Origin of the sequence: Pseudomonas sp., assembly GCF_050739775.1 — a bacterium.
GTDB lineage: Bacteria > Pseudomonadota > Gammaproteobacteria > Pseudomonadales > Pseudomonadaceae > Aquipseudomonas.
In genome coordinates this window covers 100,044-112,831 of record NZ_JBOICA010000001.1, presented here as the reverse complement: position 1 = coordinate 112,831, position 12,788 = coordinate 100,044, and the positions used below count along the sequence as shown (strand labels likewise).

General features: G+C 57.9%; 10 protein-coding genes and 1 pseudogene. 8 read left to right on the top strand and 3 right to left on the bottom strand.

The genetic code is table 11. From position 1 onward, the window contains the following. Positions 1–9: 9 nt before the first annotated feature. Positions 10–695 (top strand): annotated as a pseudogene (locus ACRESH_RS00705) (IS5 family transposase); the annotation flags it as partial. Between the two features lie 246 nt (positions 696–941). Here ACRESH_RS00705 and ACRESH_RS00700 read toward each other — a convergent pair. Continuing rightward, positions 942–1,826 carry a LysR family transcriptional regulator gene (locus tag ACRESH_RS00700; RefSeq protein WP_431740124.1) on the bottom strand — a complete coding sequence of 295 codons (885 nt, stop codon included), beginning with the start codon at positions 1,824–1,826 and terminating at the stop codon, positions 942–944. A 131-nt stretch (positions 1,827–1,957) separates the two neighbouring features. Between ACRESH_RS00700 and ACRESH_RS00695 the strand changes: the two genes are divergently transcribed. From ACRESH_RS00695 to ACRESH_RS00675, 5 genes are read left to right on the top strand one after another with little or no spacing between them, the layout of a single operon-like run. Then, on the top strand, positions 1,958–3,169 hold the full coding sequence (locus ACRESH_RS00695; RefSeq protein WP_431740123.1) for a Rieske 2Fe-2S domain-containing protein: 1,212 nt from the start codon (positions 1,958–1,960) through the stop codon (positions 3,167–3,169). Between the two features lie 36 nt (positions 3,170–3,205). Next, on the top strand, positions 3,206–4,912 hold the full coding sequence (locus tag ACRESH_RS00690; RefSeq protein WP_431740122.1) for an FAD-dependent oxidoreductase: 1,707 nt from the start codon (positions 3,206–3,208) through the stop codon (positions 4,910–4,912). A gap of 15 nt (positions 4,913–4,927) precedes the next feature. After that, entirely contained in the window at positions 4,928–6,754 is a 1,827-nt protein-coding gene (locus ACRESH_RS00685) for a carbamoyltransferase family protein (protein ID WP_431740121.1), read from the top strand. Continuing rightward, the gene (locus ACRESH_RS00680; RefSeq protein WP_431740120.1) at positions 6,751–7,974 is read left to right on the top strand and encodes a 12-oxophytodienoate reductase; all 1,224 of its coding nucleotides are present in this window, start codon (positions 6,751–6,753) and stop codon (positions 7,972–7,974) included. Before ACRESH_RS00685 ends, ACRESH_RS00680 begins: the two co-directional genes overlap by 4 nt. Before the next feature lie 5 nt (positions 7,975–7,979). Continuing rightward, positions 7,980–8,981, top strand: coding sequence for an aromatic ring-hydroxylating oxygenase subunit alpha (locus ACRESH_RS00675; protein ID WP_431740119.1), 1,002 nt, complete (start codon positions 7,980–7,982; stop codon positions 8,979–8,981). Positions 8,982–9,009: 28 nt separating this feature from the next. Here the strand turns inward: ACRESH_RS00675 and ACRESH_RS00670 are convergent, their stop codons facing one another. Continuing rightward, positions 9,010–9,546, bottom strand: a complete 537-nt coding sequence (locus ACRESH_RS00670; protein ID WP_431740118.1) for a hypothetical protein — start codon at positions 9,544–9,546, stop codon at positions 9,010–9,012. Between the two features lie 43 nt (positions 9,547–9,589). Here ACRESH_RS00670 and ACRESH_RS00665 point away from each other — a divergent pair, with 43 nt between their 5' ends. Continuing rightward, complete coding sequence (locus tag ACRESH_RS00665; RefSeq protein WP_431740117.1) at positions 9,590–9,778, top strand: hypothetical protein; 189 nt, start codon at positions 9,590–9,592, stop codon at positions 9,776–9,778. A gap of 37 nt (positions 9,779–9,815) precedes the next feature. On the opposite strand, the gene ACRESH_RS00660 is transcribed toward ACRESH_RS00665, so the two are convergent. Next, positions 9,816–10,202, bottom strand: a complete 387-nt coding sequence (locus ACRESH_RS00660) for a fe2+ zn2+ uptake regulation protein (protein ID WP_431740116.1) — start codon at positions 10,200–10,202, stop codon at positions 9,816–9,818. Positions 10,203–10,412: 210 nt separating this feature from the next. Here ACRESH_RS00660 and ACRESH_RS00655 point away from each other — a divergent pair, with 210 nt between their 5' ends. Continuing rightward, entirely contained in the window at positions 10,413–12,728 is a 2,316-nt protein-coding gene (locus tag ACRESH_RS00655) for an acylase (RefSeq protein ID WP_431740115.1), read from the top strand. The last annotated feature ends 60 nt before the right edge of the window (positions 12,729–12,788 follow it).

The following is a 12,788-nucleotide window of genomic DNA, read 5'->3' as shown; positions in this document are numbered from 1 at the left end:
AGGTTGGTATATTCCTCGACGGCGATGGAGGAAGCGCTGTACGAGACGACCATCCTGCGCCAGTTTTCCGGGTTGAGTCTGGAGCGCATTCCCGACGAAACCACCATCCTCAACTTCCGCCGGCTGTTGGAGAAACACGAACTGGCTAGCGGCATCCTGGCCGTCATCAATGGCTATCTGGGTGACCGAGGTTTGTCGTTGCGCCAAGGCACTATCGTCGATGCCACGCTGATCAATGCGCCAAGCTCGACCAAGAACAAGGACGGCAAGCGTGACCCGGAAATGCACCAGACCAAGAAGGGCAACCAGTATTACTTTGGCATGAAGGCGCACATCGGCGTTGATGATGAATCGGGTTTAGTACACAGCGTGGTCGGCACGGCGGCCAATGTGGCGGATGTTACCCAGGTCGATAAGCTGCTGCACGGCGATGAAAATATGGTCGGTGCCGACGCGGGTTATACCGGCGTCGAGAAGCGCCCCGTACAAAGCCAAGCGCAAGATCGAGAAGGCCAAGGCGCAGGTGCGCGCCAAGGTCGAGCATCCGGGTGATCAAGCGCCAGTTCGGTTATGTGAAGACGCGCTTCCGTGGCCTGGCGAAGAACACGGCGCAACTGATGACGCTGTTCGCCCTGTCGAACCTGTGGGTGGCACGCCGACATTTGCTGGCGAATGCAGGAGAGGTGCGTCTGTAATGTGGGAAATGGCCGCTGCGAAGTGCTCACGCCGGCTAAAAAACCAGAAATAAGCGGATGATCTGATCGGTTCTGATCGATTTACCGCTTTCAAAATCGGCAAGGGCTGAAGTCAGCCAGAAATACATGACTACTTCAGACCATCCCTAGGTCTATACCTTTCGGACTCCAGACCATGGTTAGACCCATCGCCGTAGATTTGACTTTTGCGTCCGTTGCGATCAAGCCACCAAAGGGTAACTGCTATCACCGGTCAGCAGCCGCTACGCGTTCTGAAATACGTTCTCGGAGAAAACGCCAAGTCGCCTCGTGCGGTGCCCGCTGCTTTAGCCCCTCTGGGGACACGAGCCAAAGCGCAATATAATGGGCCTCGGCGTTGGAGAGTCTTTCGAGGCGTGCATTATTGTCTGCCAACATACACCAGAGTGGGGCGGCGCCCCCCCCGGCCAGAACCGCGCTTTGAAGCGCTTCCCAGCTGTTCACCCTAGTGCTGATTGATGCACCGTGGCCGACGTGCTGGCTGACCCAGTCAACGAAGGGCTTGGGGGCATAGTCACTCCAGCCAACCCATGTCGTAGGGATTTGCCCGTTTCTCGCGACTGAGCCATACATCGCAATTTCAAGATTGCCGAGCAGGACGCTGTCCAGCCGGTTGGGACGGTCGTAGGCATCGCCAATGCCCAGATCAGCCTTGCGCTCAGCGACCAGGCTCATGGGATTGGCGACGCTGACAATTTCGATGCTGATCTGCGGATGAACTTTATGGATAGCGAGTATGTCTTGGATAAAGGCGTCTCCCAGTCCTTGCGCTACGGCAATTTTGACTGTCCCTTCAATACATTCATTACTTCCATTCAAAAGTTGTTCAAGTTCATTGATTTCATCACTAACTCGTTCTGCTGCCTTCAGGACGGCGTTACCCACTTCGGTTGCTCGCGTTACACCTTCGTCAGTGGAGAAAAGCCGCTTTCCAATCGAGCGTTCCAGCGCATCTATACGACGGGCAACAGTGCTCCGGTCAACGCGGAGTGTTTTGCTGGCTGCAAGGAGAGAGCCGGTTTGCGCGACGGCGAGAAAGAACCGCAGATCATCCCATCTGAACGGGCTTCGGGCATTTTTGCATTGGCTCATGCGAAATCACTCATTACAGGCGTCCAAACCTGACTCCTATATTACACACCCAGCCAATCAGGCGGCAGTACCCGTACTCGTGCCCGTCCGGGCGAGTAGAACTCCAACCGATCAGCTCAAAAGGTGTGGCAATGGATATGGTGGTTGCTAAATTCGATGACATCTCGCAGCGCGCCCCACGGAGCGGGCGAAAGCGGCTGTATGAACTGCTACAGGAAAATCCTGATGTCGATCCTTATCCGGAAGGTTGGTTCGTCATTGAGTTTTCGAGCAACGTAAAAACGGACCGTCTGAGATCTAAGAAGTTTTTTGGCGAGGATGTGGTGATCTTCCGTCATCCCGAGACGAGTAAGGTCATCGTCACACAGGCGCACTGTCCGCATCTGGGCGCACATTTCGACAGCTACCGTAACGGCGGTTGCCTGGAAAACGGAATCATCACCTGTCCGTACCATCACATAAAATTCGATCCCCAGCGACAGGCTTCACGCTGCGCCGGCAGTGCTCCGGGCCGCATGGACCTGAAAATATTCCCCACCATTGAACATCACGGTTTTGTACTCGCCCTGCGCCAGCGTGACGCCAGTGCTGCACCGCTGCCGGTGCCGGACCTGTCGTTTTCAGAGGTCGACGAAGGCGCGTTTTTGTACGACGTACAGTCGGTCGGGATATTCCAGGGCGACATGCTGGTGCCGTTGATGGCCAACTCGGATTACATGCATTTCCAAACGGTGCATGGCACGCCCGAGCCCGTGAGCAATCATGACTTTCGTGTGGCCGACGATGGTCAGTCGTGCTTCTTCGACTTTGAAATTCCCTTGCGCAATCTTGAAAAGGTCGACCCGCAATACCCACGAGCCGGCCGCTGGCGCCGGTTGCGGCGCGCATTTGCACGACCATCGAACAGCGGTAAAAGCCTGCCGGAAGTCCTGACGCATGTGAGTGCGGCGGGGATCGGTCCGGGGCTTGCCAAGAGCCGGTGGTGGGAGCCGCAGTTTGGGATAGACCTGCTGTCGTGGCTGTACGTCACCCCCATCGACCCGTACACCTATGAGCTTTTTATGTGTCACGGCGCCCGCACTATCAAGACGTTCAACTCGCGTCCGGTACAAACCATTCTCAATGCGCTGGGTCTGCAAGCACACATGCTGGCGAACCATCTTTATGTAGGGCAGGAGGACCCACCTTTTTACACCGCCGACAAGATCCGCCTATGCAGCCCTTCCTTGCGCAGCAAGGACAAGTTGATAGACCTGTACACGGAATGGTGGAAGTCCACGTTCTTCACGCCGGAGTTTAAGGAAATGGTTGATGGCTATGACCTGGACTTCACTCGCCCCTGATACGTCAACAGGCCTCACATCGAATCGAGAAGACAAATGAACTGGACAGAAAGCTGTGATGTGGTGGTAGTGGGGTCGGGAAATGGTGGGCTCGTCGCCGCACTTTGCCTTTATGAAATGGGGATCAAGGACGTCCTGGTTGTCGAATCTTCGGATCAGGCCGGTGGTACGAGCGCGTTGAGTGGCGGCGGTGTATGGATTCCCGGTAATCCCTATGCTGAAGCCGAAGGTGTACGTGACAGTTACGACGACGCCTTGGCCTATGTGCTGGCAACCGATCCAGATGGCATCGTGCCACGCGAGATGGTTGAAACCTACCTCAAGAACGCGCCGAAGATGCTGCGCTTCATGCATGCGCGTACCCGCATGCGGTACCGCTCGCTAGCGCATTACCCCGATTACTTTTCCACATTACCGGGTTCTCGCCCGGGCCATCGCTCCATCGAACCCGAGCCGGTGAATATCACCAAACTTCGGCAGCGGGGGCAGTACCTTCGGGATCATCATCCGATCCTGAAGATTCTCGGTCGCGTACCAATGACGCAGACCGAGGCGCATGTCTTCAACGTGCAGGCGCCGGGCTGGCGTCTGTTGGCTGCGAAACTTCTGATGCAGTACTTCCTGGACCTACCGCAACGATTGCGCACTCGCCGGGCGCGCCGCGCCACCTGCGGTAGTGCGGGTGTGGCGCGTCTGCTGTGGTCGATGGAAGACCGCAACCTGCGACTCGATCTGAAAACCGAGATGATTGATCTGGAGATGGAGCATGGCAAGGTCGTTGGCGTTATTGTGAAGACGGGCGGTCGTCAACGAAACATCGAGTGCCGACGCGGCGTCGTATTGGCCTCGGGTGGTTTTGAACAAAACCAGCGCATGCGCGAGACCCACTTGCCGGCACCCACACACACGAGTTGGACCACCACGCACAAGGGCAACCTTGGCGCTCCGATCGAGATCGCTAATCGGCATGGTGCGCGCCTTGCCCGCATGCACGGCGCCTGGTGGGTGCCGACCTTCCGCGTACCCGGAATTCCGTATCCGTATCCGTCGATCATGGAGAAGTCCTATCCCGGCAGCATCGTCGTGAACAAACGTGGCCATCGGGTCGCCAACGAGTCGATGAACTACCAGATGTACGTTCGGGAATGTCATCGCCTGCATCAGGAGGGCACTGATACCAGCCATTTGTGGATCATCTTCGACGCTGACTTCCGGGAAAAATACATTGTCAGCCCAATCCTCTCCTCGAAATTGATGCCTGACCGACGCATTCCCAAGGCGTATTTCGATGAAACCTTCCTCACCAAGGCAGACACCCTCGATGTTCTGGCGCTCAGGGTCGGCATTGATGTTGCCGGAATAGAGGCGACGGTAGAGCACTTCAACCGGTTCGCGGCCAAGGGTAAGGATGAAGAGTTCGGGCGTGGCGACAGCGAGTACGACCGCTATTACGCAGACCCGTCGGTGAAGCCTAATCCGTGCCTGGCACCCATCCGCCGTGGACCTTTCTACGCAGTGCGTATTTATCTCGGCGAATTTGGCACCAACGGTGGGCTGGACATCGACAGCAACGCGCAGGTCAGAAACGCACAAGGCGATCTGATTGAAGGTCTGTACGCCACCGGAAATTGTGCGGCGGCGATTCTGCCTGCGTACCCAGGCCCGGGTTCGACGCTGGGCCCTTCGATGACGTTTGCTTACCAGGCGGCTAAACACATCTCGGGCGTCACGCCCTCTGAATGATTGGAGTGATCCTTAATGAACAACGACATCGCATTCGTGGGGCTTTCGTGTACGGGGCACGACGGTGCTGTTGCCATCGTACAGGGTGGCCAGTTGGTGTTTGCCGAAGCGACCGAACGGTACAGACAGAACAAGTTTGCCGTTGGCCAGGCCCCTGACGACTATCTGTACTGCCGCGACGTATTGGCCCGTCATTCTGACGGCGACCGATTGATTGTGGCCAAAAGCTGGAGTGATCAGGCCACACAGATCTGGCATGGGGAGAACAAGCGATTACGCGAGAGCATTGAGCAGCAGCCGCAGCATCGCGCTGTGCTGGAAAATCTGGCGCAATTTCATCAGCACAACTGGGACGGTTTCATGGGGCCGAGCATCGCCCTGGCCGGTCATGGAGTGCAACGTGCCGCACACGCTCTGGGCAGGCAGGTCATGGAAACCCGGCACTATGACCATCATTTGTGTCACGCCGCGTTTGGCGCCTGGGGCGCCCCCTTTAACTCGGCGGCAGTGATCGTCATGGACGGCCAGGGTGAAGGTCGCGGTACGGCCTTCTGGCAATATCGCGAGGGCGCATTGCACCCGGTGGAGGTAGAACCTTACGACGGCACACTGGTGGAGTGTTACAGCAGTCTGGGCCTGTATTACGGAATCATTGTTTGCCTGGCATGCGGTTTTGAACCGGTGTCGGGGGAAGAGTGGAAAATCATGGGGCTCGCGCCCTACGGTACGCTCGACGAGGCACTGTATCGCAAGCTCAAGACGTTCTACACCGTCGACGGTTTGTCGGTGAAGTGCACCGAGCTCACTGTCGATGTGTTCCTCGATATTGTGTCTCACCCGGTCAGCCACCGAACGGATTTCCAGAAGGCGGCGAATTACGCCTATACCTTCCAGCGCTTTTTTACCGAGACAGCGACGGCACTGATGAATGAACTGGGCCGTCGCACTGGCGAAACCAACTTGATCGTGGCAGGTGGCTGCGGATTGAATTCGTCGTTTAACGGACGAATTGTCGACGTAACTGGCTTTCGGAACGTCCATATTCCCTCGGCGCCGGCAGATGATGGCAACGCGGCAGGTGCTGCGATCCTGGCTGCGCGTGATTACCGCGAAGCGATCTCGGGGCCGTCCTGGCAGTCGCCGTATCTCGGTTCGCAGGTCAAGCTCGATTCACTGGAAACCGTTTTGGAGAACTCTCCATTCGTACCCTTTACACGAATCGACGACGAACAGTCTCTGGCAGACGAAGTCGCAAGAAGAATCGCCGACGGACAGGTGGTTGGCTGGATGCAAGGCCGCGCCGAGTTTGGGCCAAGAGCGCTGGGCAATCGCAGCATCCTCGCCGATCCGCGCGATGTGCGGATGAAGGACAAGGTCAACCGCGTGGTCAAGTTCCGCGAGGCATTCCGTCCATTTGCACCCTCGGTGTTGCACGAAGCGGGAGAGGCGTGGTTCGAGCAATATCAGGACAGCCCTTACATGGAGCGAACGCTGCGGTTCCGTGATGCGCTGGCGCCGAGCGTGCCGGCGGTCTGTCATGCAGACCAGACCGGGCGAGTTCAAAGCGTGACGGCTGAACGTAATCCAGCCTACTACAGACTGATCAAAGCGTTTGAATCGCTGACGGGTGTTCCGATGTTAATGAACACGAGCCTCAATGTCATGGGAAAGCCAATCGTCCATAGTGCAGAAGACGCGCTTCAGGTGTTCCTAGGTTCTCAGCTCGATTGCATGGTGATTGGGCCGTACCTGCTCGCAAAAGATTTGGCCCCGCGAAAGAAGGCGTTGCCAAGCGCAACCGATCAACGCGAATCGCAGCTCCAGCGGGAGGTGGTGGCATGACTGCAACTGGCAAGCCGCTGCCGCTCGCTCCTCACGGGCCTGACTTTGGCAATCCCTTGGCGTCATCGCAACTGATACCGCTCTTCAGCCCCTTTAAACTCGGTCCGGTCATGCTACCCAATCGCATCGTGATGGCTCCCATGACGCGCTGCACCGCGACGGAAGGTGTTCCGGGGGAAGGCGTCGCTAACTATTATCGGCGTCGTGCCGAGAACGGTGTTGGCCTGATCATCAGCGAAGGCATCGGTGTCGATCATGCCGCGGCGCTTGGCACAGGGACTCTGGGGGAGACAAACCTCCCTGTATTGCATGGGGCCAGAGCCTTTACCAGGTGGAAAGAGATCGTCGATCAAGTGCATGCCGGTGGCGGGCGTATTTTCGCGCAGCTATGGCATCAGGGACCGGTACGGATGCCCGGCACAGGGCCGCATCCAGATGCACTTTCGTGCCGACCTTCCGGGCGCTGGGGGCCCCTGTGTGGCAACACCAGTGCGTCTGCGCAGTACCTGGCTGCGGTTCGTGTCCAAACCCCACCCATGACCGAGTCCGATATTGCCGATGTGATCGCAGCCTACGGCCGTACCGCCGCCAACGCTCGATCGGCAGGGTTCGATGGCCTCGCGATCCATGGCGCGCACGGGTATCTGATCGATAGTTTTTTTTGGGCTGCAACCAATGCTCGCAACGATGCCTGGGGAGGATCCCTGCGTGCGCGTACCCGATTTGCCTGCGAGGTGATCAAAGAGGTTCGAAGGGTCGGTGGCGGATTACCCATTGCCTTTCGATTCTCTCAGTGGAAATTACAGAATTACGAGGCCCGATTGGTCGACTCACCGACTTCACTGGAAGCACTGCTGTGCCCGCTCGCTGAGGCCGGTGTTGATCTATTTGATGCGAGCACCCGTCAGTTCCATCTCCCGGCGTTTACCGGGTCGGTTCGGACATTAGCAGGATGGGCCAAGCACTTGACCGGCATTGCGACCATGGCGGTGGGTGGCGTGGGGTTTAGTCATGAACTGAAAGAGTCGTTTGCGGGCGATGTGTTGGCGGCAGATAACGCGAAGGTCGCAGCACAGGCGATTGAGTGTGGTGAATTCGATCTCATTGGCATAGGCCGTGCCCTGCTCGCAGATCCAGCGTGGGTCGGCAAGTTGCGTACCGGCGCTTTGTTGCCAAATTTCCGAACCAGTATGTTTACTGAGGCGAACCAGGACCTATGACTACGATGTTGATCGCTCAAGAAACAGTCTCTGCATCTCGCTACGGGCTTCCGATCCCTTATGGTTGGTATTGCGTCATGCTGTCAGATGAGCTTGAAGCCGGGGACATCCAGACTGTTCGGTTTTTTGGCCAGGATTGGGTGCTCTTCCGTGATGCCAATGGGAAGGTCGGCATGTTCGAACCGCACTGTCCCCATCTTGGGGCCCATCTTGGCGTGGGAGGCAAGGTCGATGGAGAGCTACTGCGCTGTCCCTTTCATAACTGGGGATTCGACCACAAGGGATTCTGCCGAAATATCCCGTATGCCAAGGCCATACCGCCAAAACTTAGACATGATCCGGTGTTGAAAGGGTTGTCGGTTGTAGAAGCCAACCAGATGATTTGGGCGTGGTTTCATCAGGATGGCGCTGCTCCCCTGTGGGAAGTCACTCATGTTCCTGAGGCGGGTGGCGCAGGCTGGTGCACACGTCGTCACCGCCTATTTGAAATCAAGACCATCCCACAGGAAATTGCCGAGAACAGCGTGGATGCTGCGCACTTAAAGTACGTTCACGGGCAGGAGGCACCGTTGGGCGTTGACTCATGCTACGAAGGACATCTACGAACCACTGCACTCAACGGACCGATGTCAATTGTGGACTCGCAGGGTGGTCGCATTGATTGCGAGTTCTCCGTGAACTTCGAACAGATCGGGCCAGGCATGCAGGTAGTCAGAATGTCCCGTCATGTCACCCTGGTCATATTGATCACTATTACCCCTGTCGAATCCGAACTCACCCATTTGCGCTTTTCCTTCTTGCATCCGGACTATAGCGGCGACCCACTCAGGCAGACGCTTATCGACGACCTTATCCAGGAGCAAGTGGGTGAGCGAGGTAACTACGTTGGGGTGCAGGCAGACCTGCCGATCTGGGACAACAAAGCTTACCTTCGCAAACCTCTGCTATGCGATGGCGATGGAAAGATAATGGAGTTCCGTCGCTGGTTCAGCCAGTTCTACGAGTAAGCCTATTGGACCCAGATACGGCTCTAGTTCAAGGATTTAGGCGTAGTGATCGAAGAGAAACTGCGAGGCAACGCCGAAATGGACGCCGAGCAGGCTCGATGGACCCATCTGGTTCCCGAGCCTGAACACCTACGCCTAATTCGGGAGTGCGAGGTATCACCCGCATGAATAAGGCAACGGCTTTGCTGGTCCATACAGACAATGTCAGGGCTACCGTCTTGATGAGTTGCTCGGGAGCAAGGTTGAAATAGGGGGTATCGGACTGCTCGTGCAGATGCCCGGCCTGTCGCGAGCGCTGCCAGAGTTGTTGCCATTGGCTGGCGCCCGCGTATTCGGCCAGTTGCTTGCCAAGTGCATGTCGTTGTTCGGGAGAGAGTGCAGTGCTAGGGAGTGCCTGGGCTTCCAGGCCAATCAGCAAGGTGATAGTGCTTAATAGTCGGCCGATGAACATGGCGATCTTCCATTTGTCTGGGGTAATGCCCGGACGCCATGGTTTCAGGAGGGAGGTGAGCGCAGAAGGAGGAAATTGTCCGCTCGCGGCAGGGCTGCGTTGTATGATGCGCACGAGCCGTTCCAGGCCCTTACCCCGATGTTGCAAGGAAATATCAATGACTCAAGGTCAACGCTTGAAATATTCCATTCTGATCTCCCTGCTGGTGCTGGGGATCATGCTCGGCCTGTCCTACCTGCAGAAGCAGGGGATGCTCAGTGAGCAAGTGTTCCAGTACATTGCCATTGCTGTGGCAGTCGCGGTCGTGGTGATCAACGGCATCATGCGCCGCAAGGTCAAACTCTGAAGCGATCCGCGCGGCCGGCATCTGCCGGCCTTCGCGCTTAGCGTGAGCAGGCTTGTTGCAGAATGCTGCGGGCCTCGGGGTTGAGGCTGTAGCACTTGTCGTTGCCCATGCTGATCACGCCCTCGATGCACAAGCGCTTGAGCACTTCCCGAACGCTGAGGAACGACAGTGGAATATCCAGCTGTTCAAGCTGGCTATGGACGCCGCGCACACCGATGCTGCGTCCGTTCCTGTCGGCCATATGCAAGGCATCGATGACCTTGAGGCGGATCAGGCTGGTACGCAGGCCGAATGACCTGAGCAGTTCGCGAATATGTTCGTTGCCGGGGCGTTCGTTGTCGCCGTTGTCGACTTTCACGCTCAGGGCTTGCCGAGCCTTTCGTTCGGGACGGTTGGCGATCGCTGCCTGTTGCTGGTTATACATGTGAATGCTCCCTTTCGTGGCCAGTCCAGATACCGTCTTATTGATGCCTACACCCTATAAGACGAATGAGCATGGCAAAACTGCAGTACTTGGCGAAAAAATTTCGATTCGCTTAGGTAAAGACGTATCGGGTCTGCAGTTTCCGTAAATTTATCGCCTGTGCTTCGTTCAATCAGGATCAATAGTTCCGTGATCTGTGCAGGAGTGTCCGTGATCAAATCCCATCCCTTGGCAAGCGTCTGTCTGGCCGGACTGCTCGCCGGCCTCAGCTTTGCTTCCCAGGCCCGTGTCGCCCCGGGTGATGCCAGTGCCGAAATCCGCCGCACCAGTTTTGGTGTACCGCACATCCTGGCCCAGGATGAACAGGGGCTGGGGTACGGAATCGGTTATGCCTATGCCCAAGACAACCTGTGCCTGCTGGCCAACGAAGTGGTCACGGTCAACGCCGAGCGCGCACGTTACTTCGGGCCTGATCAGGTGACCTTCGAGCAGCGCGAGAACCTGGCCAGTGATCTGTTCTTCAGCTGGCTCAACGCGCCTGCCGCGGTGTTCGGTTTCTGGCAGGCGCAACCGGAGCAGGTGCGTGCGTTGCTCGAAGGCTATGCCAAGGGCTACAACCGCGCGCTGGCCGAGCGCTTGGCCCAGGGGCAGGGGGCGCAATGTCTGCAGGCACAGTGGTTGCGGCCGATCACCACGCTTGATCTGGTCAAGCTGACCCGGCGTCTGTTGGTCGAAGGTGGGGTGGGGCAGTTTGCCGAAGCCCTGGCTGGCGCTACACCGCCCAATGCCGTGGCGCGCCTGGGCGTGGACATGGGTGTGGCGCAGGTGCGCCAGGACAATTTTGCCCTTGAGCGTGGCAGTAATGCAGTGGCCGTCGGCAGTGAACGATCGGCCAGTGGTCATGGCATGTTGCTGGCTAACCCGCACTTCCCCTGGGCAGGCGGCATGCGCTTTTATCAGATGCAACTGAGCATGCCCGGTAAGCTGGATGTCATGGGCGCCGCCTTGCCAGGACTTCCCTTGATCAACATCGGTTTCAACCGCCACCTGGCCTGGACCCATACGGTGGATACCTCCAAGCACTTCACCTTGTATCGGCTTGAACTCGATCCCAAGGATCCGACCCGCTACCTGCTCGACGGCAAGTCTCTACCCATGAGCCGCCAGCGTCTGACGGTGACGGTCAAAGGTGAGGACGGCAAGCTCATGCCGGTCAACCGCGAGGTCTACAGTTCGGTGTTTGGTCCGGTGGTACAGTGGCCTGGGCGGCTGGACTGGAACAAACAGTATGCTTTCAGCTTGCGTGACGCCAACCTGGACAACACGCGCGTACTGCAGCAGTGGTACAGCATGAACCAGGCTGACAGCCTGAAGGCGTTGCAAGACTCGGTGCGGCGTTTGCAGGGCATTCCTTGGGTAAACACCCTGGCCGTAGACGCCAAGGGTCAAACCTTGTACTTGAATCAGTCGGTGGTGCCCTTTGTTGACGCTGCCTTGCTGGCCGAGTGCGGCGATCCGGCAGCCGCACAGGGCATGATCGTGCTCGATGGCTCGCGCAGTGCCTGCAACTGGAAGGTCGATCCGCGTGCTGCGCAGTCAGGTATCTTTCCAGCCCAGCTGCAGCCGAGTTTGAGCCGAGGTGATTTTATCCAGCATTCCAACGACTCAGCCTGGATGGTCAACCCGGCGCAGCCGTTGCGTGGCTATTCGCCGTTGATCAGTCGCGAAGACCAGCCCCTGGGGCCACGCAGCCGCTTTGCCCTGCAACGCCTGAGCCGCGACGGCAAGCTGACGGGGGCCGACCTGCAGCAGATGGTGATGGACAACCAGGTCTATCTGGCGGAACTGTTGATGCCGGATATGTTGCAATGGTGTGGCAAGCAGGCGGTGGCGTCGCAATTGACTGCGCTGTGCAGCAGTTTGAAGGCCTGGAACCTGCGTGCCGACCTGGACAGTGGCATAGGTCTGGTGCATTTCCAGAACATCTTGCAGCGCTTGCTACAGCGCCCGGATATCTGGCGGGTGGCATTCGATCCGAGCGATCCCCAGCACACCCCGCGCGGGCTGGCCGTCGAGCGCGCCGAGGTGGCAACAGCCTTGAACGAAGCCGCCTTGGCATCGCTGGCCGAGGTGGAAAAGAGCGGCCTGGCAGCAGATGTGCGTTGGGGGCAGATCCAGCAAGCCGCCGATGGCACGCCGATTCATGGCGGCCCTGCAAGCCTTGGGGTCTACAACGCGATCCAGAGCGTACCGGCAGGGCCGGGCAAGCGCCTGGTGGTCAGTGGCACCAGTTACTTACAGTTGGTGACTTTTGATGCCAAGGGGCCTCAGGCCTTGGGGCTGCTGGCTTTTTCGGAGTCCAGCGAGGCGGGCTCGGCGCATGCCAGTGACCAGACACAGGCCTTCTCGGCCAAGCACTGGCACGCGATTCCATTCACCGAGGCGCAGATCAAGGCTGATCCGCAGTATCGCGTGCAGGTGATTCGGGAGGCAGATACCGCGGCGGTGGCCAACGTCGTGCCCTGATCCGAGGGACTCATCGCGGGGCAAGCCCGCTCCCACACAGAGCCCCTGTGGGAGAGGGCT